Consider the following 24,970-nt stretch of genomic DNA (forward strand, 5'->3'; position numbering starts at 1 on the left):
GGTTCTGTGTAGCCTGGGCCGCTGATCAACCCGCGGAAACGGGAACGTACGAAATCAGTGGTGCGCATGTTACTCGAAAGTAAGAGTCGGTGAAGTTCTGTGGTAGAACGTTCCCCGTAGGGACGTGATGAACTCGTTACATTCGGAGATGGGTGTGCCGGGCAGCGCCGCACGGCGCGCAACTGATCGATCACTTCCCTCCGTCGTCACGTGTCGTCGCGGCCGACCGTCTGCTGCCGCGGGCGTGGTGTCGAACACCGACCCGCGATCGATGAATGGGTGGAAAGGAAGCGTGGGATGAGCGACGATTCGCCGCCCCGGGCAAAGTTCTGGGATATCGAGGGCTGGGGGCTGCGATGGAAGGTCACTGCAGTCCTCGCGGTCCCCGTTACGGTCGCCATGGTGCTCGGCGGGCTCCGAGTGCAGAGCGAACTGAGTAACGCCGTTCACTTCACCGAGGCCGCCGACCAGATCGTCGGTGTCCCCGACATCGTGGCCCTCGAGGCAGCGATGGGCACCGTGACCAGTGGTTACGCCTCCGGCACCCTCACCAAAGAAGACCGGGAGACCGCGGAGACCCTGATGAACGAGGTGTCCGAACACGCCCGGAACCCCGACCTCGACCCCGCAGTGGCCAGCTCCATCAACCAGACCGTGTCCGACGGTCGGGCCATGCTGAACTTGATGGACTCGCCCGGAGTCGCGGGCGATCTCCTCGCCGAACGTCAGCGGGCGTTCGCCACCGACTTCCTCCGCGAGGTCGACGACATCGTCCGTCCCATCGACGACAGCGAAGTGGTCGACAAGGGATACCTGCTCAGTAACGCCTGGCAGGCGCAGCGCCGGCTGTTCGACCAGGCCATGGGGCTCGTCGCCGTCAAGGACGTCTACGCCACCCCTCAGGGTCGGGAAAAGGCCCGGACCGGTGACATTCCCACGTCGGCCGTCGTCGCCGCGGCGGGTGCCGAATCGAGCCTTCTCGACGTTCTGAACCGGTACTACCCCGAGGGTGATGCTCGGCTCACGACCTTGCGCGACAACATCGCCGCCCGCAACGCGCTCATCGATCAGGGTCTCGCCGACGCAGCGCGCGGCGGGGTCCTCCCCATCCTGCAGCTGCGTTCCTCGCTGATCGGCAGCCGTGACGTCTACCAGGAGCTCACGAGCGAGGTCGCGCAGGACATCGCCGCCACGGTGCAGACGCGGGCAGCAGAAACTCGGTCCGCCGCGCTGCGTGATACGGCCATCGTCCTCGGCACACTGCTCGCCGCTCTCGTCCTGGCACTGTTGGTATCGCGGTCGCTGATCGGTCCGATTCGACGACTGCGGTACGGCGCCCTGAAGGCGGCCCGCCGCGACCTGCCGGAGGCGATCGAGCAGATCAAGTCGAGCGACGATCCGAGAGACCTGTCATTCGATCCGGTGGCCGTCCACTCGACGGAGGAGATCGGGCAGCTCGCCCGCGCCGTCGACGACATCCACGGTCAGGCCCTCAAACTCGCCGGTGAGCAGGCGCAACTGCGCCTCCAGATCAATGACATGTTCGAAACCCTCGCCCGCCGAAGCAAGTCGCTGGTCGACCAGCAGCTCGGACTCATCGAAAACCTCGAGTTCGAGGAAAAGGACCCGAAGAGACTCGAGAGCCTCTTCCGGCTCGACCACCTGGCCGCGCGTATGCGCCGAAACGGTGAGAACCTCCTCATCCTGGCCGGTACCCGGGTGCGTCGTTCCCAGGCGGCGCCCATTGCTCTCGGTGACGTTCTGCGCGCCGCGATCTCCGAGGTGGAGGACTATCAGCGCGTCCAGATGGGAGCAACGCCGGAAGGTGCCCTCAGCGGTGCCGTCGTCACCGACGTCGTCCACCTTCTTGCCGAACTCGTCGACAACTCGCTGCGGGCCTCACCACCCGACACGGTGGTCACGTTCAGCTTCGCCCGGGCGGTCGACGGCGGAGTGCTCCTCGAGATCGCCGACCGCGGCATCGGTATCCCGGCCGACGACATGCGGGACATCAACGAGCGGCTCGCATCCGGCGGCGAGGTCGGTCCGGAGACGGCACGCCACATGGGCCTCTTCGTGGTGAGCCGCCTCGCCAAGCGGCACGGTCTCACCGTGCGGCTGCGGTCCACTTTCGACACCGCACGCAACCCCGGCGTGACCGTGAGTATTCACATTCCCAACGCACTGATCGTGTCGCAGGCGGCTCGCCAGGACACCGGCTCGCAGCGCAAGATCAACCAGGCGCCCGTCCGAGCGGCCATCCCGGCGCCCGCGCCTCGGCGGGACGACGCGCAGCAGCCCTCTACCCGGGGCGCTCTGCCGACCCGCACGCCGCAATCTCGGCCGGACCCGACGCCTACCGCCGCACCCGCCGTCACCACTGCGTCGGGGACGAGCCTGCCTCGTCGTCAGCCCGGCGCGAGCGGTATCGCCGGCGACCCAGGTACGACGGCCGCGGCACCGAACGGTCAGTCGCCGGAAACTGTGAACGTCCGCGGTACCGGCGCCATGCCGAAACTGCCCGTGCGACGACCGCAGGCGGCTACCCCCACGACGCCGGCGACCCCCGAAACGCCGGCTGCCGGACCTCGGTTGCCGCAGCTCCCGCGGCGCGAAGACCGGCCCGTGCCAGATCGCTCGGCGTCTACGACGCCGCCGCCCCCCGCATCCGGGGATCAGGCACCCGTGCGGCACCGCTACCGCACCGACCCGGCCAAGACGGCGTCGTTCTTCCAGTCCCGAATCGATCCGCCTCCGGCGGAGGCAGTGCAGCGGCCCGGCGGAGGTACTCCGATCTTCGCCGACATGGTGTCCGACTGGCTCACCGATCCGACGGGAGACGAAGGCGCCCCCGGTGTCTGGCAGTCCGCCGGTGACGCGGGCTGGTCCGCCGTCGAGCGGGTCACGTCGGCCCCCGTCGAGGTGGACCCCGAGATCGGCCTGCCGAAACGTCGGCCCGGCGAACGCCTGCTTCCCGGCACGGTCGAGGGCGCGCACAATACGGGGACGCTGCGACGCGTGCGCGATCCTGAGACAATTCGCGCGAATCTCAGCCGTCACCAGCAGGGCGTCCGAAACGGCAGGGCCACGAGGCTCGCGCAACGCAACAGCCTCGCGGAACGCAACAGCATTGAAGGAGACCGATGAACACCGCTCATGGATCCGACGTCACGCGACCTCTCGACTGGTTGGTGTCCAACTTCGCCAACGACGTACCCGGCGTCTCCCATGCCGTGCTCGTGTCGGCGGACGGCCTCCTCATGGCGGCCAGCGCCCACCTGCCGATCGACCGGGCCGAGCAGCTCGCTGCGGTGACCTCCGGGCTCGCCAGCCTGTCGGCGGGGGTGTCACGCCTTTTCGAAGGTGGTGGAGTGCTCCAGTCGGTGGTGGAGATGCAGCACGGCTACCTGCTGTTGATGAGTGTCGGCGACGGATCCCATCTCGCCACCCTCACGGACGCCGAATGCGACATCGGGCAGGTCGGGTACGAGATGGCCATCCTCGTCGATCGCGTCGGCGCGTCGGTCGAGGCGACGCCGCGCACTCCGCAGGGCCTCTGACTTCGAGATGGCCATGGACGACCAGCACTTCGAGCATCCGGGACCGAATATCGTTCGCCCGTACTCGCTGACGTCGGGGCGAACCCGGCCGGCGGTCGAGCTCGCTCTCGAAGCATTGATCCAGGCGTTGCCACAGTCGGTGGACCGGCAGTGGGAACTCGACGACGTCAACGCGGCCATCGTCGCGTTATGTCAGCAGTCGCCGTCGGTCGCCGAGATCGCCGCCCGGGTCGGGGTGCCCTTGGGGGTGGCCCGCGTCCTGGTGGCCGACCTCGTCGAGGCTGGTCATCTGAAGATCCTGGCAACCCTGAAGGAAGATTCGACCGACTCCGAACGTCGTGAACTCATCGAAAGGGTCCTCAGTGGACTTCGCGAAATCTGAACCCCGCAACCGGGTGACCTCGACCAAGATCGTGATCGCCGGTGGGTTCGGCGTCGGCAAGACCACGCTGGTCGGTGCTGTCTCCGAGATCGTCCCCCTGCGGACCGAGGCGCTCGTCACCAACGCGAGCGACGGCGTCGACAACCTGGCTGCCACCCCGCAGAAGGGCACGACCACGGTCGCGATGGACTTCGGTCGCATCAGCCTGGCCGACGACCTGGTCCTGTACCTGTTCGGAACGCCGGGTCAGCACCGGTTCTGGTTCATGTGGGACGACCTCATCCGCGGCGCGATCGGGGCGATCGTCCTGATCGACACCCGCCGGCTGGACGAGAGCTTCGCGGCGGTCGATTTCTTCGAGGCTCGTCGCCTGCCGTTCCTGGTCGCGATCAACGAGTTCGACGACGCGCCGCGTTATCCGATCGAGGACATCCGGGCGGCGCTCGCGATTTCCGAGGATGTGCCGATCATTCCCATCGATGCCCGCGATCGGGAGTCGGCGAAGCAGGCGCTCGTGGCGATCACCGAATATGCACTGACCAAGCTTCACACGGCCGTGTACTGAGGATTCGAACAATGTCGGACGAGTTACAGCAGTTCTCCATGGGCACGTGGGTGGTCGGTCTTGCCGTGGTCACGGCGTTCATCGGCCTCTTCGTCGGTATCGCCAGTGGCCGCAAGGCGATGACGGCGACGAGTCCGCGCCAGCGCTACCTCTGGCTGGCGTGGGGTGCCGTGTCGATCGGTGGCATCGGGGCGTGGCTGCCGCACTACATCGCAATGGTCGGGTTCGAGGTCGCGGGCAGCACCCTGCGTTACGACGCCGTGTGGATCGTGGTGTCGTTCGCTGTACCGGTGCTCGCAGCCGGCGTGGCGTTGCTGATCGTCAGTCCGCCGCCGAGTAAGCATCGGCGGCCGACCACCTCGGTGGAGATCAGCAGGCTGGCCGCAGCTGCCGTGATCCTCGGTGTCGGTCTCGCCGGCATGCACCTGGCCATCGTCTCCTCGCTCGTGATCCAGGGATCGGTGAGCTTCGACCCGGTGCTGACGGGTGTGGCAGCGGTAATCGGCCTGATCATCGGTGCTGCGATTATGTGGTCGATCTCGATACTCGATTCCCGGGCGCTGCGTCTGGTTGCGTCGCTGGTGGTGGCGGCCGCCCTGGTGGCCATGCACTACACGGGCGTGTTCGGTCTGAGCGTGACGGTCGATCCGGAGGCTCCGCGGCCCGACGGTCTCGAGGTCTTCTCCATCCTGCTCCCCGTCTTCGTGCTGGGCATGCTGGCAGTCACGATCCCGATCACGGCGCTGCTGATGGCGCCCGACCGGGTGGCCGCCGAACTCGAACTCGAGGCCGACATGCTGGCCGCCGAATCGCTCGCGGCCGAAAGCCGCGGTAGGGAACTGGAACTCCGGTAGCGGACACGCGGAACCCGCCCTGTTCAAGAGTGCATCCGAGTCCTTCACCGTTCCAGCTGACCTGCACCTATAGACTCGGGTGGTTGCGTGACGTCGTGCAGGACCACTCGTCCGCGAGGAGACGTCAAGCCGAGTAGAAGAAGGAGCTCATGACTGACACAACGTTGCCGCCGGAGGGACCGGGGCACGACCGCATCGAGCCCGTCGACATTCAGCAGGAGATGCAGAGCAGCTACATCGATTACGCCATGAGCGTGATCGTGGGCCGCGCGCTGCCCGACGTGCGGGACGGCCTCAAGCCGGTGCACCGGCGTGTCCTGTACGCAATGTACGACAACGGTTACCGGCCCGACCGCGGTTATGTGAAGTCTGCGCGACCGGTGGCCGAAACCATGGGTAACTACCACCCCCACGGTGACGCCTCGATCTACGACACCCTCGTGCGCATGGCGCAGCCGTGGTCGCTGCGCTACCCGCTCGTCGACGGTCAGGGCAACTTCGGTTCCCGCGGTAACGACGGCGCCGCAGCCATGCGGTACACGGAGTGCCGCCTGACTCCGCTGGCAATGGAAATGCTGCGTGAGATCGACCACGAGACGGTCGATTTTGCTCCGAACTACGACGGCCGGACGCAAGAGCCGACAGTTCTCCCCAGCCGTATCCCCAACCTGTTGATCAATGGTTCCGGTGGCATCGCCGTCGGTATGGCCACCAACATCCCGCCGCACAATCTGCGCGAGGTGGCCGAGGCGATCTACTGGGCTCTGGAGAACTGGGAAGCCGACGAGGAGTCCACCCTCACGGCCGTCATGGAACGGGTCAAGGGACCCGACTTCCCGACACACGGGCTGATCGTCGGTGGTCAGGGCATCCATGACGCGTACACCACGGGTCGCGGATCGGTGCGGATGCGCGGCGTGGTGGAGATCGAGGAAGACGCCAAGGGGCGCACGACGATCGTCATCACCGAACTGCCGTTCCAGGTCAACCCGGACAACCTGATCACGTCGATCGCCGAACAGGTCCGCGATGCCAAGATCGCCGGCATCTCCGACATTCACGACGAGTCCTCGGACCGTGCGGGTATGCGCATCGTCGTCACCGTCAAGCGTGACGCGGTCGCGAAGGTCGTTCTCAACAACCTGTACAAGCACACTCAGCTGCAGACCAGCTTCGGGTGCAACATGCTGTCCATCGTCGACGGTGTGCCCCGCACGCTGCGCCTGGACCAGATGATCCGGCACTACGTCGTCCACCAGGTCGAGGTCATCCGCCGTCGTACCGAGTACCTGCTCCGCAAGGCCGAAGAACGCGCGCACATCCTGCGCGGACTCGTCAAAGCGCTCGACGCCCTCGACGAGGTCATCGCCCTGATCCGCGCCTCGCAGACGGTCGACATCGCGCGCGCCGGCCTGATGGAACTCCTCGACGTCGACGAGATCCAGGCCGATGCGATCCTCGCCATGCAGCTGCGTCGTCTCGCCGCTCTCGAGCGTCAGAAGATCGTCGACGAACTCGCCGAGATCGAACGCGAGATCGCCGACCTGCAGGACATCCTCGCCAAGCCCGAACGCCAGCGTGCGATCGTGCGGGACGAGCTGAAGGAGATCGTCGACAAGCACGGCGACGATCGACGCACCCGCATCGTCGCGGCCGACGGTGACGTCGCCGACGAAGACCTCATCGCCCGCGAAGACGTCGTCGTCACCATCACCGAGACCGGCTACGCCAAGCGCACCAAGACCGACCTGTACCGCTCGCAGAAGCGTGGCGGCAAGGGTGTGCAGGGCGCCGGCCTCAAGCAGGACGACATCGTGTCGCACTTCTTCGTCAGCTCCACGCACGACTGGCTGCTGTTCTTCACGACGAAGGGCCGCGTGTACCGGGCCAAGGCCTACGAGCTTCCGGAAGCGAGCCGCACGGCGCGCGGCCAGCACGTGGCCAACCTGCTGGCCTTCCAGCCGGACGAGCGGATCCAGAGCGTCATCAAGATCAAGACCTACGAGGACGCGCCGTATCTCGTCCTCGCCACCCGCAACGGCCTGGTCAAGAAGTCGAAGCTCACCGATTTCGACTCCAACCGGTCCGGCGGCATCGTCGCCGTCAACCTGCGCGGTGAGGACGAACTGGTGGGCGCCGTGCTGTGTTCCGCCAACGAAGACCTTCTGCTGGTGTCGGCGAAGGGGCAGTCGATCCGTTTCTCGGCCACCGACGAGGTGCTGCGCCCGATGGGCCGCGCCACGTCCGGTGTCCAGGGCATGCGGTTCAACGAGGACGACGAGCTGCTGTCGCTCAACGTCGTGCGCGAAGGCACCTATCTGCTGGTCGCGACGTCGGGCGGGTACAGCAAGCGCACCCCGATCGAGGATTACGTGCCACAGGGACGGGGCGGAAAGGGCGTACTCACGATCCAGTACGACCCGAAACGTGGCACCCTGGTCGGAGCGCTCATCGTGAACGATGACGACGAGCTCTACGCGATCACCTCGGGCGGTGGCGTCATCCGCACCGCCGCCAAGCAAGTCCGCAGGGCCGGTCGGCAGACCAAGGGCGTTCGGTTGATGAACCTCGGGGAAGGCGACACCCTGCTCGCGATCGCGCGCAACGCCGACGAACCCGACGAGCCCGAAGACAACGCCGAGAGCAGCGGCAAAGGAGCTAAGGAGTCCTAGTGAGCACTCCCAACCAGCCAGGCGGTGACAAGCCGAGCGCGGGTTCCGCCGGGTCGGCGGCCTCCGAGCAGCACGCCACCCGCACGCCCGAGAACGGCTCTGCCCGGTCGAACCCCACCTCGGGTTCGACCCCCGGTCAGGCGCCTGCGGGTCGTGGGCCCGGCCCCGCGGCAGGTCCCGCTGCCCGGCCCGCTGCCGCGCCGCCGCAACATCAGGGGCCTCGTACGCAAGCCCAGCAGGGTCGGCCCTTGCCGCCTCAGCAGGGACGGCCCGCTGCGGGTGCTCCCGGCCGTCAGGGACCGCCCCAACAGGCGCCTGCCGACCGTGCCGCCGGCAACCAGGCGCCCGCCCGCAGCCAACCGCCCGGCAACCCTGCTCCCGGTAATACGGCTCCGGCTGATCCGGCCGGCAACCGGGCTCCTGCGTCCGGCGCTCCCGTCGACGGTGCACAGCCCGTTCGGGGAAGTCAGGCACCGCCGTGGCAGCGGGGGATGCAACGAGAGCCGCAGACCAACCTGAAGCGGCCGCTGCAGGGACAGCCGGGGCAGCCCGGTTCCCAGCAGCGCCCGCGTCCCGACTCCCCGTCGTCCGCTGCGGCTGGTGCGGGCACCGCTGCTGCCGCAGCAGGGGCGCCGGGTGCGCAGAAGCCGTCCACCACGCCGCCGGGGGCGCCGACTCAGGCCGTTCCAGTACAGAAGGGACCCCCGGCCGCGCCGAAGGGGCAGCCCGCTCCCACTCAGGGGCGGCCGACCGGCGCTGCTGCCGCTGCCGCCGGAGGTATCACCGGTACCGCTGCTGCGGCCGCGGTGTCGCAGCGGGAATCGGCCAAGGCCAAGGCGTCCGCGATCGACGGGCCCACCCGGCACATCAATCGTGACGTGCTCCCCAAGGACATGCCCGACCTCTCCGAGGCGAAGCACCCGCTGCCTGCGGCAGTGGCCACCGGGCAGCAGCCGAAGGTGGCCGCCGCCCCCCAGCGCGTCGAAGAGGGCGAGGCTCTGCGTGCGACGGTGCAGATCCGCAAGGTCGACCCGTGGTCGACGCTGAAGATCTCCTCGGTCATCTCGGTGTCACTGTTCTTCGTGTGGATGGTCGCGGTCGGCCTGCTGTACGTCGTGCTGGACGGTATGGGCGTCTGGGACCGGCTGAACAACGCGTTCACCGACATCGTGGCGGAGTCGAGCTCCGAGGGCCTCGTGACGGCCGGCCAGGTCTTCGGTTACGCCGCCGTCATCGGACTCGCGAACATGGTGTTGTTCACGGCGCTCGCCACCATCGGGGCGTTCATCTACAACCTCTGTTCCGACCTCGTCGGCGGTGTCGAAGTGACGCTCGCCGATCGAGACTGAACTGGGAAAAGGCCGTCTCACCGGACCGGTTTTGGTATCTGCCGGTCCGGTGGGGTAATCTTCCGACTCGGTTCAGGGAACTGCGCAAGACTGGTTTCCAGACTTCAGGGGCCTATAGCTCAGGCGGTTAGAGCGCTTCGCTGATAACGAAGAGGTCGGAGGTTCAAGTCCTCCTAGGCCCACTCCTGGTGCCGGTGAAAGGTCATTCGCATGAAGGTCCTCCTGATCGTGGGAGCCGGAGTGCTGGTGACGATAGGACTCACCAAGTTGCTGCGCAGCAACGAGGTGTGGCACGAGGTAACGGGGCCTTAGCTCAGTTGGTAGAGCGCTGCCTTTGCAAGGCAGATGTCAGGAGTTCGAATCTCCTAGGCTCCACAGAAGAATGCACGTAAAGCCACCTCCCGAATCCGGGTAGGTGGCTTTCGTGCTTCACTGACCTGCACCGCGTCCCGCCTGACGTGTACCTCTTCACGGGTGAGGCAGGGCAGCGCTTCTACACTGGGTCGGTGCCGAGTCCGTTCGACCGTATGGAACGTCCCGGCGTGCCCTTCGCGCGTCGCCTGGACGAGTACGGCGACGCCCCGGCACTGATCACGCCGGACGGCACGGTGACGTACAGCGAGCTCGCCGCGCGGGTCGAAGCTCAGGCTCGTCAGCTGGGCGGCATCCGGCGCCTGGTGTTGATCTGCGGTGCCAACGACGTCGAAACGATTGCCACCTACCTCGCGGCCTTGGCAGCCGGCCATCCCGTCCTGCTCGCGCCGGGTGACAAAGCGGCCGGCGCCGACGCGTTGATCGCCGCCTACCGACCCGACGTCGTCGTACGCAGGGACTGCAGCGGTCGGATGGCTGTCGAGGAACTGCATGCTGGGTCCGCGCACGTGCTGCATTCCGACCTCGCGTTGTTGCTGAGCACCTCCGGTTCGACCGGGTCGCCGAAACTCGTCCGCCTTTCCCATAGCAATGTGCAGAGCAATGCGGAGTCGATCGCCGAGTATCTCGACATCAGGTCGAGCGATCGGGCGGCGACAACCCTTCCCATGCACTATTGCTACGGCCTGTCGGTCATTCACAGTCATCTGCTGAGCGGTGCCGCCCTGCTATTGACGTCGCTGTCGGTGGCCGACGCCGATTTCTGGGAGCTGTTCCGCGCACATGGCGGCACGAGTTTCGCGGGCGTGCCCTACACGTTCGACCTGCTGGACCGTGTCGGGTTCGACGCGATGGATCTGCCCGGCCTGCGATATGTGACGCAGGCCGGTGGACGCCTCGCGCCGGACCGCGTGCGGAAGTACGCCGAATTGGGTCGGCGCCGCGGCTGGATGTTCTTCGTCATGTACGGGCAGACGGAGGCGACTGCCCGGATGGCGTATCTGCCGCCGGAGCTCGCCACGTCCCACCCGCACACCATAGGCCGGGCGATCCCCGGCGGATCCTTTCGGATCGAGGCCGTCACCGACGCGCCCGAAGACACCGGCGAGCTGGTCTATTCGGGCCCCAACGTGATGCTCGGCTATGCCGAGGGGTGTGAGGACTTACGTCTCGGTGACGTTCTCGGTGGCGAACTGCGCACGGGTGACCTCGCCCGCTGTCGCCGAGACGGGTTGTACGAGGTGGTCGGGCGACGCAGCCGCTTCGCCAAGGTCTACGGGCTGCGGATCGATCTTGCGTTGGTCGAGTCGACACTGATCGAGCACGGCCACCGCTCGTGCTGTGTCGGCGGGGCGGAAGAACTGATCGCGGCCGTTGAATTCGGTAGTGATCTGGACGGCGCGAGGCAGGTCGCTGCGCGGTCCGCCGGGCTGCCGGTCGGAGCGGTCCGCGTGTGCGCCGTCGACGAGCTGCCGCGGACCGCCACGGGTAAGCCCGACTATTCGGCGGTGACCGCGCTGGCGCGGCGGTCGGAGCCGGCGCAGCGTGCCTGCCCGGATGGGCGCGCCGATCCGGACGCACTGCGCGCGCTGTATGCCGAAGTCCTCGGCTGCCCGAACGTCACGGATGACAGCTCGTTCGTCAGCTTGGGTGGAGACTCGCTCTCCTACGTCCGTATGTCGTTGCGGCTCGAGGAGTTGCTCGGCTACCTCCCCGAGAACTGGCACACCACACGGATTCGCGACTTCACACCGCGCCGCGGACGCCGACGACCGTCAGTGGAGACCAATGTTCTGCTCCGCGCGGTCGCGATCGTTCTCATCGCCGGCTCACACATTCATCTGTTCACGCTTCTCGGTGGGGCGCACGTGCTCCTCGGCGTTGCCGGTTACAACTTCGCCCGGTTCCACCTGAGTTCGGCGGGGCGTAACGAGCGGCTACGCCATACTCTCGTGAGCGTCGGCCGGATCGCCGTTCCGAGCATGGTGTGGCTCGGGTGTGTCATAGCCCTGACCGGGGAACACCGCATCACCAGCGCATTTTTGCTCAATGGAATTCTCGGTCCGCCCGGCTGGACGATCGAGTGGCGATACTGGTTCGTCGAGGCGATCGTGTACATCCTCCTCGCCGTCGTCGTACTGCTCTGTATTCCGGTGGTGGACCGCACCGAGCGCACCTATCCGTTCCTCTTTCCGATGGGACTCGTCGCGGTCGGCCTGCTCACCAGGTACGGAGTGATCGACATCGACGACACCCGCAACCGCATCCTCACCGCTTCGGTCGTTTTCTGGTTCTTCGCGCTGGGCTGGGCTGCCGCCAAGGCGACAACCATGTGGCACCGCATCTGCGTCACCGCGGCGATCGTGGCAACGGTGCCCGGATTCTTCTTCGGCGACACCAGGCGCGAGATCATCGTCATCGGTGGGCTGTGCCTGCTGGTGTGGCTACGGTCTGTGCGCTGCCCGACAGTGCTGAGCCGAGTGGCCGGGGTCCTGGCGAGCGCCTCCCTCTACATCTACGTGACGCATTTCCAGGTGTACCTCCCGCTTCGCGACGACCACCCCTGGCCGGCGCTGGCGCTCTCGCTGCTCGTCGGCGTCCTGTACTGGCAGGCGGTCACCTTCGTGCTTCAGCGGGACCGCCGCGCCGCCCTCCGGTCGGCAGCACGTCGGGTACTGCGATGGGAGAGACCACCGATTCCGACGATGTCGACGCCGGATACGGCTCGATAGAAGGCTCGGCCATTTTCACTGCTGGTAGGCCACTCCCGTACCGAGAACCCGTATTCCGACGCGCTCGCCGGGCGTGAGTGCGGTGGCACCGAAGCGGCGCACCGTGACCCGTTCGGAGACGACGCCGTCCGCGGTGTCGAGGCGGATACCGAGCAGCATCTCCGAGCCCAGATACTCCACGTCGACGACCGTCCCGGCCACGCCGGCGCCGTCCGCAGTCACTTCGATCTGCTCCGGCCGCAACATGACGCGGGCCTCGCCCTGTACACCGTTCGCGATCACGGCCACGTCACCCAGCGCGCACCGGGCTCGCTCGCCCTCGACGTGCGCGGACAGGACAACGGCGTCACCGATGAACTCGGCGGTGGGAACGTCGATCGGTGCGGAATAGATTTCCCGGGGAGTGCCCACCTGCGCGAGCCGGCCGTCGCTCATCACCGCCACCCGGTCGGCGAACGAGAGCGCCTCGGGTTGGTCGTGGGTGACGAGGATCGTGGTGATGCCGGCCTTGGCGAGCACATCGGCGACGATCCTCCGGGTATTTGCGCGCAGGCCGGCATCGAGCGCGGAGAACGGCTCGTCGAGCAGCATGAGCTCCGGTTCGCGTGCCAATGCCCGCGCGAGCGCCACACGTTGCTGTTGTCCGCCGGACAGCTGGTCCGGGCGCCGGGATGCGTACGAATAGTCCAGAGACACCATCTCGAGCAACTCGGTGATTCTGGCTCGGGTGCGGGCGCGCCGGGGCAGCCCGAACCCGACATTCGCCGCCACCGTGGCGTGCGGGAACAGTGCGCCGTCCTGGGCCACGTACCCGACCGACCGTCGATGCGCGGGAATCCACTCGGCGCCCGCAACAACCCGGCCACCCAGGGTGATGGTCCCTGCGTCGGGTCTTTCGAACCCCGCGACGAGGCGGAGCAGCGTGGTCTTACCGCAGCCGGACGGACCCACGATTGCCGTCGTAGATCCTGCCTCCACCGAAAAGGCGATGTGCCGGAGGACGTTCGTGGAGCCGAAGGACTTGTCGAGTCCGTTTACCTCGAGCGCGTATGTCATAGCCCGGCAACCTTTTTCGACTGAGCGAAGAGCACATACGTGACGGGCATCGACAGAACGATCATGAGCAGCGCGTACGGTGCTGCGCCCGCATAGTCGATCTCACTGCTCAGCGACCAGAACTGCATGGACAGGGTGCGAGTTCCGGTGGGCGCGAGCAGGAGAGTGGCAGTCAGCTCGTTCACCACACCCAGAAAAACCAATGCCCCGCCCGCCGCGGTTGCCGGCGCGGCCAGCCGCAACGTCACGCGCAGGAATGTCCACAACGGCGAGACGCCCAAAGACCGTGATGCCTCCTCGAGCCCGACCGGGGCCTGGGCGAGGCCCGCCCGCACATTGACCAGGGCGCGCGGCAGGAACAACAGCGTGTACGCCGCGATCACGACTGCCACGGTTTGGTACAGGGGACGGAAATAGTGGATCGCGATAGTGACGAACGCCAGCGCCACCACGATGCCCGGCAGGGAACTGGAAATGTACGCGGTGCCCTCGAGGAACCTGCTGAACCCTCCGCGGTAGCGAATCGAGATCCAGGCGATGGGAAAGGCGAGCACGCATGTGACGACGGCGCCGGTCACCCCGAATGCGAGCGTTTGCGCCAGCGCCGACACAACGGCGTCCAGCTCCCATACGGCGGCACCGCCGACGACGAGCCATCGCACGACACTGATGACGGGCACCCCCAGAGACAGCGCGATCACCATCCCGAGGAACAACAGGGCAAGGGGCTCGTAGCGGAAGCCCAGGTCGGCGGGCACCATTGCACGCGGCGCACCCGCTCCCACCCGGGCATATCGGGCGCTGCCCCGGACGACAGCTTCGATCACCAGCAACGTGAGGCAGAGCAACACGAGAACCCCCGCCAGCATCGTCGCCGCGGCGCCGTTGAAGGTCGACTGGTACTGCTCGAAGATGGCCGTCGTGAAGGTGTCGAACCGGATGAAGACGAAGGCGCCGTACTCGGCGAGCAGGTGCAGGGACACCAGGAGCGCTCCGCCCGCGATGGCCAGTCGCAGCTGCGGCACCACCACTCGGAAGAACACCGCCCACGGTCCGAGCCCGAGTGCACGCGCGGACTCCTCGACGGCGGGGTCCAGCCTGCGGAGGATCGCCGCAGTAGGGATGTAGACCAACGGAAAATAGGACAGGGTCGCGATGAGAACGCCGCCGGGTAGCCCGCCGAGCGACGGAATTGCCGTCACCCAGGAGTAACTGTTGACGAAAGCCGGAACTGCCAGCGGGGCCGCCAGGAGCACTGCCCACACCTTCGCCCCAGACACCCGCGTGCGCTCGACGAGCCACGCTGCGACGACGCCGACGGCGATGCAGATCGGCACCGTCGCCACCACCAGAAGCACAGTGTTGCCGAGCAATTCGCGTACCCGGGGTCGAAACAGCAGTGCCGACGCGGTCGCCCAGCCGGTGTCGATGCTCTGCGCGATCACGTAACCGAGCGGGACGAGCGACACGGCGACGACGACGAACGCAGCGAGGGCGAGGGGGATCGAGGGCCGGCCGGAACGGGCAGTCGGACGCCGCCTCGTGTCCGGGTCTCCCGACTGCGCTCGGCCGATCGGTGCAAGGTTCAGAGCAGACCGGCTTCCGTCATCAGTTCGGTGACCTTCGGGCTGTTGAGCTTCGCGGGGTCGACCGCCGGGGCCTGCAGGTCTGCCAGCGGAACCAGCTCGGGGTTGGCGGGCACGTCACTGGCCACCGTGTACTCGAACGATGTTCCGGTCTGCAATACTTCCTGCCCCGACTTACCCGTGACGAACTTCAAGAACTGCTGCGCCGCATCCTGATTCGAACTGGACTTCAGAACTCCACCGCCGGAGACGCTGACGAATGCACCCGGATCCTCATTCCTGAAGTAGTGCAGAGCGACGTTGTTGCTGTTCTCCCCGGTCTTGGCCTGGTCGCCGAACCAGTAGTAGTGGTAGATCACTCCGCCCGGGATTTCTCCGGCATTGACGGCTTTCATCACCGTGTTGTTGCCCTTGTAGGTGCGGACGTTCTCCTTCATCCCGGCGAGCCACTGACGGGTGGCATCCTCGCCCCTCAGTTCGAGCAGCGCACTGACGATGGCCTGGAAGTCGGCCCCCGACGGCGACGCCGCCCAGCGGTCTTTCCACGCGGGGTCCTGCAGGTCGAGCAGCGACTTCGGGAGTTGGTCCTGGGGCAGTTGGTCCTTGTTGTACGCGAAGACCGTGGACCGCGCGGCGATACCGGTCCAGGCACCGCTCGACGGCCGGTACTGGCTCGGCACCTGATCGAGGACGTCCTGGTTCACGCCGGTGAACAGGCCGGCGTTCTCCACGAGGGTCATTGCCGGTGAGTTCTCGGTGAGGAACACGTCGGCCGGCGATTGATCCCCCTCCGCGACCAGTTGGTTGCCGAGTTCGGTGTCGCTCCCGTTGCGGAGTTCCACCTCGATGCCGGTCTCGGCAGTGAACGCGTCAGCCCATTCCTGAGTCAGCGACTCGTGCTGCGCGTTGTAGACAGTGAGCGTGTCGGCGTCGGACGAGGACTCCGAGCCGGAATCAGAGCACGCTGACACTGCCATCATCGCGGCGGTGGCGAATGCGATCCCCGCCATCAGTCGGATCTGCTTTCTCATGACATCCACCCGTCCTGTGTGTACGCCGGACCGCGCCTGGCCCTCGCGATGATCGTACTGTCAGGCATGGCAATCCTAAGGGGATTGGGAACCTGGTCGTCGCAAGAGGGCCGTCCGCTCCAGCCGATCGTGGAGGCCGTTGCTCTGCGCCTGACGACGGCGGACACGGTGGCCGCGTCCAAGTGGCGAAGCAATGCACCCATCGACGATCCGGCCCGCGAGGAGCAGGTCCTCGCGTCGGTCGCGGCGCAGGTACGTCCGATGATCGACCGGCAGAACACGCGGGTTCTCGATCAGATGCGGGAGCAACAAGCAGTGCTAACCGGAACCGGCTGTCTACCCGCACTTCTCGACGCCGCTGGTGCAGTCGGGCAGACTCTCGGCCCGCTGCACCAAGCGACGTTGGCGCGTGCACTCGTCTCCCTCTGCGATCCGGTGGCACCGTAACTGGGTCCTACGCAACCGTTTCGAGAGATCGCCGCCCGTCAGCCCGTCACGCGATGAACGTTCCGATCGCCGGATTCGCCTGACAGATCGGGCTGCTACCGAAGTTGATCGACCCGAATGCCGTCGCGATCACGTTGCCCACGCCGGTGTTTACCGTGGCCGACAGGAACGGGTACACGCCACGCAGATCGACGATCCCGGAGCGGCCGTTGTCCGTGTTCACCCAGGCGACGGTGATCTGCGCGGCGGCGGGAATCGGAGGAGCCGCCGGCCGCGACTCGAAACGGATGTCGCCGTCGGCGATCGGCGGCGATGCCTCCGGTCCGGACTGCCCCGTGAGCGCCGTGAGCGACATCAAGCTGCCCTGATTCGGGCACCCGATGGTGAGGGCGGGCCCACCGAACGGATGAGGCGGGTCGGCCGCAGCGGTTCCGGCGGAGAGCACGGTGGCGCAGGCGGCGACCGGAAGGGTGATGGCGGCGATGCGGTGGACGAAACGTGCGACGGTCATGGCGACTCCTCGGAACGGTCCTCGCGGATGATTCGCTTGGGGATACCCCTGGTACAACGCATGAAACAAGGTTGCCCGAAAGGGATCCTTCAGCCGCCCGACTGGAGTCCCGCCGACCTCCACCGGATACGCGCGGTGGTGGTCGGCGAGTGACGCGTCAGTTCGTGGTGGGTGCCGACGTGATGTCGGGGGAGGCGAGCTTGGCCGAGTTCTGCTCTTCGAGATCCTCGAGGCGCGGCGGAGCGGTAGCGATCGGCGGGTGTTCCCGGCGGCTGATCTTGAACAGCACGGCGCCGCCTGCGATGAGGGAACCGATGAGGACACCGATCGCGAGGCGACGTCCCCGCGTCGACTTCGTTCGCGTCGCCGTCGAGTCTCCGGAGGTCAGCGACCCCACGACGCCCTGCGCTGCCTTCTTCACCGGGGTGGTTCGCGCGCGGGTGTAGCCCTTCTTCGCCATCGAAACGCCCTGGCGGCCCAGGAACAGGCCGGCCGTTCCGGTTCCGGTGGCCGCGGTGAGAGCGGCCGAACGTGCCACACGCAGGGCCTGATCGACAGCCTCTGATTTCGTCGAGTACTCCGTCGCTCGTGTCATGTCCCCACTTTGTCACAAGACGGGGGCCCGCGAACGGATCGAAAGGCGCCCGATCCCACCGCGGAGGAACCAGCGGCAACCGCACAATGGCACGATGGTGGGGTGACTTCACCACATCAGACCGCAACCGCAACGCTGCACACCAACCGCGGCGACATCAAGATCGCGCTCTTCGGCAACCACGCTCCGAAGACCGTCGAGAACTTCGTCGGCCTCGCGCAGGGGTCGAAGGAGTACACCACCGCCAACGCAGGCGGCACCAACTCCGGCCCGTTCTACGACGGCGCCATCTTCCACCGCGTCATCGACGGCTTCATGATCCAGGGCGGTGACCCCACGGGCACCGGCGCCGGTGGTCCGGGCTACAAGTTCGGTGACGAGTTCCACCCCGAGCTGCAGTTCGACCGCGCCTACCTGCTGGCCATGGCCAACGCGGGCCCGGGCACCAACGGCTCACAGTTCTTCATCACCACCGGCCCGACGCCGCACCTCAACCGTCGCCACACCATCTTCGGTGAGGTTGTCGACGAGGAGTCGAAGAAGGTCGTCGACGCCATCTCCTCCACCGCCACCGACCGGTCCGACCGCCCCCTGGAGCCGGTCGTGATCAACAGCGTTTCCATCGCGTAAGGAACACCAGACATGACCAACCCCGGCTGGGGCGGTGCTGCGAACGAGGGCACCCCGCCCCAGCCGCGGTGCGTCCGGCATCCCGACCGCCCCACCGCGTTGTCCTGCAATCGGTGTGGCCGCCCGTCATGCCCCGACTGTCTGCGTGAGGCCGCGGTCGGTTATCACTGCGTCGACTGTGTCGCCGCCGGCCGGCGCGACGTCCGGCCCGTACGGGGCGTCGCCGGCAACACGGTGGTGCCCGGCCGTGTGACGCCGATCGTCACGTACACGCTTATGGGCCTCAACGTTCTCGCTTTCCTCGCAACTGCGGCGCAGTCACGCAGCATCCTGCACAACGAGAGTCCGTCGCCGCTGTTCTCCGACTGGGCGCTCAATCCCGGGTTGGTGGCCGACGGCCAGTGGATCCGGTTGATCGGCAGCGGCTTCCTTCACTTCGGCCTGATCCATCTGGCCGTCAATATGTTCGCCCTCTACATCTTGGGCCGGGATACCGAACTGATACTCGGACGCGCCCGCTACACGGCGGTGTACCTCGTGTCGCTTCTGGGCGGGTCGGCGTCCGTGATGGCGTTTCAATCCGTCTTCTCTTCGGGTGGCGGATTGAGTTGGACTGCCGGCGCATCGGGCGCAATCTTCGGCCTGATGGGTGCCCAGGCCATCATCTTGCTCCGCTTGCGTCGCAGCCCCGCCCCTATCGTGTCGGTGATCGCCATCAACGTGATCATCAGCCTGTCGATCCCCGGAATCTCGTTCTGGGGGCACCTCGGCGGCCTGGTCGCCGGCGCTCTCGCCACCGCCGGAATTCTCTACGGTCCTCAGGTGCTCGGTGTCGGCAACAACCGGGAACGCGCCGTCACCGTCGGCTGGCTCTGCCTCGGCGCGGTTCTTATTGCGACGCTCGGCGTGATCGCCGTGCGCATCGTGCAGCTGCGCGCCCAACTCGGCTACTGACGGGACTCCGGGCCTACCAGGCGGTGAACGGACAGGGCATCGAATACATCTTCCGGATTGGTACCCAGATCCCACCGCCCGAAGATCAGCAGGCGTTCGGTGCCGTCGGGGGCCCGGACGTCGATCTCGAGCATCGGCACCCGGCGTCCCAACCTCGGGTAGCGGACGATTCGCGCGCGCTCGATGTCGGACCGGTGGTACGTGCGGCGACCGCTCAACCGGCCCACCACGATGCGGCCCGCATTCCGATCCACCGCGAGCCGGGGGCGCTGGCGTCCCGCGGACGCCGCCGTCAGGAGGAGGCCGAGGGCTGCCACGGACACGAGAAGTCGCCCCGCCGGTTCCGTCGACACCAACAGGCCCGCGGCGCCCAGCACCACTCCGCCGATCGCGAGGGCGGCAACAGCGCTGAGCGGAGTGGACCACTGCAGCGGCGCGTCTTCAGTCATGGTCGGCCGACCTGCGGTTATCCACAGGGGTTGTCCACATTGGGGATGAATGACATCGGTGTAATTGGCTGTCTCAGCGCCAGCGCATCGTCATGATCAAACCCACCACCATGAAGCCGAACCCGATGAGGAAGTTGTAGGCCCCGAGGTCGTTCATCCAGGTGAGCTGATCGGCGGCCAGGTAGTAGACCAGCAGCCAGACCAGCCCGACGAGCATGAAGCCCAGCATCACCGAGACGTACAGGGTGCTCGACGGACCTGCCTTCACCTTCACCGGCGTGCGGCTCGCAGGGTTGATCGTGTAATCGGTCTTCTTCCGGACCTTCGACTTCGGCATGACGTCCTCGTTCGTGCGGTTCTACAGGAATGTGTGCAGGTAGATTCGAACTACCTGCGTTGCTGTACACGCTAACGTAGCCGCGATTCACAGGGCGAGGACGAGGGGACGGAAACATCGGTGACCAGGTCCAACTTGTGGCGGATCGCCGTGCTGGTGGTGTGTCTGGTCGCCGGGTTGCTGGTGGCCACCACCAGGCAGGTGTCGCACGGCAACGAAATTCGCGCCGGTGACTCCACTCGACTGTCCGACCTCGTCCGCAACGCCCAGGCCGAGACGGACGACGTGGCCGAGACCCGCGACCGGCTGGCAGCCGAGGTGGAGTCGCTGCAGCAGGAGGCCGCCGCCTCCGACACCGGGGTCGCGCAGGTGCTCGCCCACACCAAAGCCCTTGCCACGGACGCCGGGCTCACCCCGATGACCGGGCCCGGAATCACCGTCACTCTCACCGACGCCCCCCGCGACGCGGACGGCAAGTATCCAGTGGACGCAGCACCGGACGATCTCGTCGTGCACCAGCAGGATGTCCAGAGCGTGCTGAACGCACTGTGGGTGGGCGGTGCCGAGGCCGTCGGCATGCAGGACCAGCGGATCGTCAACACCTCGGCGCCGCGGTGCATCGGCAACACGCTGCTGCTGCACGGACGCACCTACAGCCCGCCGTACGTGATGTCGGCGATCGGCGACCCGGCCCGCCTCGAGGCGGCGTTGGCCAACGAGCCGGGCATCCGGGTGTTCAAGCAGTACGCCACGCGGTTCGGCCTCGGCTATTCGCAGACGGCGTCCGGCCAGTTGACCGTGCCCGGATACGCGGGGCACTGAGTTTCAGCGGTCCCGGGTGCGTATCGAACGAAGGGCGCAGAATACCCTGGTCCCATGAGGATTCTCGTCGTCGACAACTACGACAGCTTCGTGTTCAACCTGGTCCAGTACCTCGGGCAGCTGGGAACACGGGCCGTGGTCTGGCGCAACGACGATCCGAACCTCACCGGGCCGGAGGCGATAGCGGCCGCAGCAGCCGACTTCGACGGCATCCTGCTCAGCCCCGGACCCGGCACACCGCAGCGGGCGGGCGCCACGATGGACCTCGTGAAGGCCTGCGCCGACTCCCGCACCCCGCTGCTCGGAGTCTGCCTCGGCCATCAAGCCATCGGAGCCGCGTTCGGTGCCACCGTGGACCGGGCACCGGAACTGCTGCACGGCAAGACCAGCGTCGTCCACCACAGCGGGAATGGTGTCCTGGCCGGCCTGCCCGATCCGTTCACCGCCACGCGCTATCACTCACTCACCGTTCTCGAGGACACCATCCCGGACGAACTCGAGGTGACGGCCCACACGGACAGCGGCATCGTCATGGCCATGCGACACCGGGAGCTTCCCATCCACGGTGTGCAGTTCCACCCGGAATCCGTGCTCACACAGGGCGGGCACCGGATGCTGGCCAACTGGCTCACCGTGTGCGGCGACGCCCCGCAGGACTCGCTGGTCGACACCCTCGAGGCCGAGGTCGCGGAGGCGTTGGGGGCGTAGCCCCCGTGCGCCTTTCTGGTAGCTACTGCAACCAAAAAGGCGCACAGGCGGCGGAGCCGCCTATCGCGGGATGCCGAGCGTGCCCACACCGACGGACACGACCGCGTCCTTGGCGATTTCGGATCCCGGCGGCTGCTGCTGAGTGAGAACCTTCCCGACCATGTCGGGGTCGAGCGTCGACGTCTGCGTCTGGGCCAGTGAGCTCGACGAGCCGCTCCAGCCCGCACTGCGCAGAGTGGCGAGCGCCTGCGACACCGTCTTGCCCGTGAGGTCGGGCATCGCGATGTTGTCGCCGTTCGACACGCGAATCGTGATGGTGTCGCCCTTGGCCGCGGTCGAGCCGCCGACGGGATCCGTGGACACCACTTCGCCCTTGGGTTGACCGGAGTCGATCTGCTGGATGACCGCGGTGAATCCGGCGCCCTCGATGTTGGCCTGCGCCACTTCGACCTTCTGTCCGGTCACGTCGGGAATCCGAATCTGCTCAGGACCACTGCCGAGGGTGATGGCCACCACGGAGTCGAGTGCGATGCTCGCCCCCGACGACGGGTTCTGGTCGATCACCGTGTCGATCTCCGACGGCGACGACGGCGCACGGGCGACCGCGGTATCGAGGCGTAGCCCGACCGCGTTGAGTTCCTGCTGCGCTTCCTGCTGGCTCAGGCCCGCGAGTCGCGGCACCTTCACCTGTTCGGGACCGCTCGACACCTCGAGTGTGATCGTGCTGCCCTCGTCCACCTGGACGCCGCCGACGGGACGGGTGGTGATGACGTTGCCGGTCGCCACGACAGCGTCCGGTTTCTGCTGCCGAGCTACCCGGAAGCCGAGGTTCTGCAGAGTCGTCTCCGCCTCGTCCGCGTTCTGGTTCGTCACATCCGGCATGGTCACCTGGTCGGCCTCCGAACCCGGTCCGACCGACCACAGGAAGGCGCCGACGATGCCGACGACGATCAGGCCTGCCAACGCGAGCAGTGCCATGCGCAGCGCGTTGTTCTTCTTCTCCGGCTCGGCCGGCTCACTCCTCGTGGCGGGACCCGGTACCGGTGCGGGCGGGCGGCGGTAGTGCCCGGCGCCGGTGTCGACGGCACCGAGGATGGTGGTGCGATCTTCGTCGCTCATCACCATCGGTGCGCTGGGACGCTGCCCGCCGAGGACCCGAACCAGGTCGCTGCGCATGTCGGCGGCCGTCTGGTAGCGGTTCGCCGGATTCTTGCTCATCGCCTTGAGAATCACCGAGTCGAGCTCGCGCGGAATGTCCGGGTTGATCTCGGACGGTGTCTGCGGATCCTCCCGCACATGCTGGTACGCCACCGCGACAGGTGAGTCGCCCTTGAACGGCGGCTGCCCGGTCAGGATCTCGAACAGCACGCAGCCGAGTGAGTACACGTCGGAACGGGCATCCACCTGCTCACCGCGGGCCTGTTCCGGCGACAGGTACTGGGCCGTGCCGATCACCGCGGCGGTTTGTGTCATCGGGCTGGAGGCGTCGGAGATCGCGCGGGCGATGCCGAAGTCCATCACCTTCACCGCGCCCGCACGGTTGATCATCACATTGGCGGGCTTCACGTCGCGGTGCACGATGCCGTTGCGATGACTGAAGTCCAGGGCGGCGCACACGTCGGAAATGATTTCCATCGCGCGGCGCGGGGCCATCGGACCCTCGCTGCGCACGATGTCGCGCAACGTGTCGCCGTCCACGTACTCCATCACGATGTACGGCAGCGGCCCCGCTTCGGTTTCGGCCTCACCGGTGTCGTAGACGGCCACGATCGCCGGATGGTTGAGCGCGGCCGCGTTCTGCGCCTCACGGCGGAACCGGAGGTAGAACGTGGGGTCGCGGGCAAGGTCGGCGCGCAGCACCTTGATCGCCACGTCACGGCTGAGGCGAACGTCACGAGCGAGATGGACCTCGGACATGCCACCGAAGCCGAGAATCTCACCCAGCTCGTAGCGTGAGGAGAGGTTACGCGGTGTCGTCATGGCAATCCTTGTGAAGTCGAAGTAGCTGACTCCTCCGACGTGGTCGTCGTGGTCGTCGTCGGTTCGGTGGTGGTGGTCGTGGTCGTGGTCGTGGTTGTCGGCGGTTCGGTGGTGGTCGTGGTCGTCGTGGTGGTGGGGGGTTCCGTCGTCGTGGTCGTCGTCGGCGGTTCCGTGGTGGTCGTGGTGGGCGGTTCGGTGGTGGTCGTCGTCGTGGGACGGGGTGTCGTCGTGATCGTCCGCAACGACGAGGTGACCGCCGGAACCGTCGGATCCTTCGTGTCACCACCGTCGAACAAGATCATTGCCAGGGCGATGATCGCCGCCAGCAGCAGAATGCCGCCGGCGCCCCAGGCCACCGCCTTCTGACCGTTGGTCAGGCCGCCGCGTTTCCGGTCGTCGTCGTCCGGGTCGGGAACCTGCCCGGTGACCGGGCCCATGTATGCCGCCTGCGAAGGGGGCATCATCTGAGTGGCCCCCGTCAGAGGAGGAGGCGGCAGCACACGTGCCGTTCCACCAGCCACCGCTCCGGGCGGCGGCGGACGCCGGCCCGCCCGCACAGCAGCGACCGCGTCCGCGAACTCGCCGCCACTGGAATAACGGACCGTCGGGTCCTTCGCGATGGTGATCTCGATCAATTCGCGAATGTTCGGCGGCAGGTCTGCCGGCAGCGGTGCCGGAGCCTCCTGCACGTGCTTCATCGCCACGGTGATGGCGCCGTCCCCGATGAAAGGACGCCGCCCCGACAGGGCCTCGTAGCCGACGATGCCGAGCGAATACACGTCACTCGCCGCAGTCGCGTCCTGCCCGAGCGCCTGCTCCGGAGCGATGTACTGGGCGGTGCCCATCACCATGCCGGTGCGCGTCACCGGCGAGTTCTCGACGGCCTTGGCGATACCGAAGTCGGTGATCTTCACCTGACCGGTGGGGGTGATCAGGATGTTGCCCGGCTTCACGTCACGGTGCACGACCCCGGCGTCGTGCGCCACTTGCAGTGAGCGCCCGGTCTGCTCGAGCATGTCCAGCGCATGGGGGACCGCGAGCCGGCCGACCCGCGCCAGGACGGCATTGAGCGGTTCACCGTTGACGAGTTCCATCACGAGGTAGGCGGTCGAATCACCGGTGCTGTCCCGCACCTCGCCGTAGTCGTAGATACCGGCGATTCCTGAATGGTTCAGCTGCGCCGTGGTTCGCGCCTCGAAGCGGAAACGTTCGAGGAATTCGGGGTCCGACGAAAACTCGGACTTGAGGACCTTGACGGCTACGCGCCGGTTGAGCCGGTTGTCCGTCGCCTCCCAGACCTGTCCCATTCCGCCCGTCGCGATGAGGCGGATCAGGCGATATCGATTGGCGATCAGCGCGCCGTTGTTCAGTGCCACAA

The 24,970-nt window shown here is 66.8% G+C and carries 22 protein-coding genes and 2 tRNA genes; 15 read left to right on the top strand and 9 right to left on the bottom strand.

Features of this window, described 5'->3' with window-relative positions:
• The first annotated feature begins 297 nt into the window (after positions 1–297).
• From GFS60_RS00050 to GFS60_RS00095, 10 genes are all read left to right on the top strand, one after another.
• On the top strand, positions 298–3,147 hold the full coding sequence (locus GFS60_RS00050; protein ID WP_159918450.1) for a sensor histidine kinase: 2,850 nt from the start codon (positions 298–300) through the stop codon (positions 3,145–3,147).
• Entirely contained in the window at positions 3,144–3,560 is a 417-nt protein-coding gene (locus GFS60_RS00055) for a roadblock/LC7 domain-containing protein (RefSeq protein ID WP_159918451.1), read from the top strand. The genes GFS60_RS00050 and GFS60_RS00055 overlap by 4 nt, the downstream gene beginning before the upstream one ends.
• Before the next feature lie 7 nt (positions 3,561–3,567).
• Positions 3,568–3,942, top strand: coding sequence for a DUF742 domain-containing protein (locus GFS60_RS00060; protein WP_159918452.1), 375 nt, complete (start codon positions 3,568–3,570; stop codon positions 3,940–3,942).
• A 13-nt stretch (positions 3,943–3,955) separates the two neighbouring features.
• Positions 3,956–4,507 (top strand): GTP-binding protein, encoded by a 552-nt coding sequence (locus tag GFS60_RS00065; RefSeq protein WP_109334763.1) that lies wholly within the window; start codon positions 3,956–3,958, stop codon positions 4,505–4,507.
• A gap of 11 nt (positions 4,508–4,518) precedes the next feature.
• Complete coding sequence (locus tag GFS60_RS00070) at positions 4,519–5,361, top strand: MHYT domain-containing protein (protein ID WP_159918453.1); 843 nt, start codon at positions 4,519–4,521, stop codon at positions 5,359–5,361.
• Between the two features lie 149 nt (positions 5,362–5,510).
• Positions 5,511–8,033, top strand: coding sequence for a DNA gyrase subunit A (gene gyrA, locus GFS60_RS00075; protein ID WP_109325324.1), 2,523 nt, complete (start codon positions 5,511–5,513; stop codon positions 8,031–8,033).
• On the top strand, positions 8,033–9,382 hold the full coding sequence (locus tag GFS60_RS00080) for a DUF3566 domain-containing protein (RefSeq protein WP_159918454.1): 1,350 nt from the start codon (positions 8,033–8,035) through the stop codon (positions 9,380–9,382). Before gyrA ends, GFS60_RS00080 begins: the two co-directional genes overlap by 1 nt.
• A 108-nt stretch (positions 9,383–9,490) precedes the next feature.
• Positions 9,491–9,564 (top strand) — tRNA-Ile (locus GFS60_RS00085).
• Positions 9,565–9,684: 120 nt separating this feature from the next.
• Positions 9,685–9,757, top strand: a tRNA-Ala gene (locus GFS60_RS00090).
• Positions 9,758–9,909: 152 nt separating this feature from the next.
• Positions 9,910–12,486 (top strand): AMP-binding protein, encoded by a 2,577-nt coding sequence (locus GFS60_RS00095; protein ID WP_159926755.1) that lies wholly within the window; start codon positions 9,910–9,912, stop codon positions 12,484–12,486.
• Positions 12,487–12,501: 15 nt separating this feature from the next.
• Here GFS60_RS00095 and GFS60_RS00100 read toward each other — a convergent pair whose 3' ends face one another.
• From GFS60_RS00100 to GFS60_RS00110, 3 genes are all read right to left on the bottom strand, one after another.
• Positions 12,502–13,542: an ABC transporter ATP-binding protein gene (locus GFS60_RS00100; protein ID WP_159918455.1), complete on the bottom strand. Its 1,041-nt coding sequence runs from the start codon at positions 13,540–13,542 to the stop codon at positions 12,502–12,504.
• Positions 13,539–15,047, bottom strand: a complete 1,509-nt coding sequence (locus GFS60_RS00105; protein ID WP_236603538.1) for an ABC transporter permease — start codon at positions 15,045–15,047, stop codon at positions 13,539–13,541. Before GFS60_RS00105 ends, GFS60_RS00100 begins: the two co-directional genes overlap by 4 nt.
• An 80-nt stretch (positions 15,048–15,127) precedes the next feature.
• Positions 15,128–16,159 carry an iron ABC transporter substrate-binding protein gene (locus GFS60_RS00110; protein WP_159918456.1) on the bottom strand — a complete coding sequence of 344 codons (1,032 nt, stop codon included), beginning with the start codon at positions 16,157–16,159 and terminating at the stop codon, positions 15,128–15,130.
• A 66-nt stretch (positions 16,160–16,225) separates the two neighbouring features.
• Here GFS60_RS00110 and GFS60_RS00115 point away from each other — a divergent pair, with 66 nt between their 5' ends.
• Positions 16,226–16,606 carry a chorismate mutase gene (locus GFS60_RS00115; RefSeq protein ID WP_236603326.1) on the top strand — a complete coding sequence of 127 codons (381 nt, stop codon included), beginning with the start codon at positions 16,226–16,228 and terminating at the stop codon, positions 16,604–16,606.
• Positions 16,607–16,652: 46 nt separating this feature from the next.
• Here the strand turns inward: GFS60_RS00115 and GFS60_RS00120 are convergent, their stop codons facing one another.
• Both GFS60_RS00120 and GFS60_RS00125 read right to left on the bottom strand, forming a co-directional pair.
• Positions 16,653–17,117, bottom strand: coding sequence for a hypothetical protein (locus GFS60_RS00120; protein ID WP_159918458.1), 465 nt, complete (start codon positions 17,115–17,117; stop codon positions 16,653–16,655).
• Between the two features lie 157 nt (positions 17,118–17,274).
• Positions 17,275–17,712, bottom strand: a complete 438-nt coding sequence (locus GFS60_RS00125) for a hypothetical protein (RefSeq protein WP_159918459.1) — start codon at positions 17,710–17,712, stop codon at positions 17,275–17,277.
• Positions 17,713–17,814: 102 nt separating this feature from the next.
• On the opposite strand from GFS60_RS00125, the gene GFS60_RS00130 reads away from it, so the two are divergent.
• Together GFS60_RS00130 and GFS60_RS00135 are read left to right on the top strand one after the other, a co-directional pair.
• Positions 17,815–18,342 (top strand): peptidylprolyl isomerase, encoded by a 528-nt coding sequence (locus tag GFS60_RS00130; RefSeq protein WP_159918460.1) that lies wholly within the window; start codon positions 17,815–17,817, stop codon positions 18,340–18,342.
• Between the two features lie 12 nt (positions 18,343–18,354).
• Entirely contained in the window at positions 18,355–19,296 is a 942-nt protein-coding gene (locus GFS60_RS00135) for a rhomboid family intramembrane serine protease (RefSeq protein WP_159918461.1), read from the top strand.
• Here the strand turns inward: GFS60_RS00135 and GFS60_RS00140 are convergent.
• A complete protein-coding gene (locus GFS60_RS00140) occupies positions 19,290–19,745 on the bottom strand; it encodes a PH domain-containing protein (protein ID WP_159918462.1) in 456 nt (151 codons plus the stop codon). The genes GFS60_RS00135 and GFS60_RS00140 overlap by 7 nt on opposite strands.
• Positions 19,746–19,818: 73 nt before the next feature.
• Positions 19,819–20,082 (bottom strand): cell division protein CrgA, encoded by a 264-nt coding sequence (gene crgA / locus GFS60_RS00145; protein WP_109325346.1) that lies wholly within the window; start codon positions 20,080–20,082, stop codon positions 19,819–19,821.
• A 120-nt stretch (positions 20,083–20,202) separates the two neighbouring features.
• Here crgA and GFS60_RS00150 point away from each other — a divergent pair, with 120 nt between their 5' ends.
• Together GFS60_RS00150 and GFS60_RS00155 are read left to right on the top strand one after the other, a co-directional pair.
• On the top strand, positions 20,203–20,904 hold the full coding sequence (locus GFS60_RS00150; protein ID WP_159918463.1) for a DUF881 domain-containing protein: 702 nt from the start codon (positions 20,203–20,205) through the stop codon (positions 20,902–20,904).
• Between the two features lie 54 nt (positions 20,905–20,958).
• Positions 20,959–21,612 carry an aminodeoxychorismate/anthranilate synthase component II gene (locus GFS60_RS00155; RefSeq protein WP_159918464.1) on the top strand — a complete coding sequence of 218 codons (654 nt, stop codon included), beginning with the start codon at positions 20,959–20,961 and terminating at the stop codon, positions 21,610–21,612.
• 60 nt (positions 21,613–21,672) lie between these two features.
• Here GFS60_RS00155 and pknB read toward each other — a convergent pair whose 3' ends face one another.
• Positions 21,673–23,592, bottom strand: a complete 1,920-nt coding sequence (gene pknB, locus GFS60_RS00160; protein ID WP_109325350.1) for a Stk1 family PASTA domain-containing Ser/Thr kinase — start codon at positions 23,590–23,592, stop codon at positions 21,673–21,675.
• Positions 23,589–24,968: a serine/threonine-protein kinase gene (locus GFS60_RS00165; protein WP_159918465.1), complete on the bottom strand. Its 1,380-nt coding sequence runs from the start codon at positions 24,966–24,968 to the stop codon at positions 23,589–23,591. Before GFS60_RS00165 ends, pknB begins: the two co-directional genes overlap by 4 nt.
• Positions 24,969–24,970: the final 2 nt, after the last annotated feature.

Source organism: Rhodococcus sp. WAY2 (assembly GCF_009859915.1).
In the GTDB taxonomy this organism is placed as follows: domain Bacteria; phylum Actinomycetota; class Actinomycetes; order Mycobacteriales; family Mycobacteriaceae; genus Rhodococcus_F; species Rhodococcus_F oxybenzonivorans.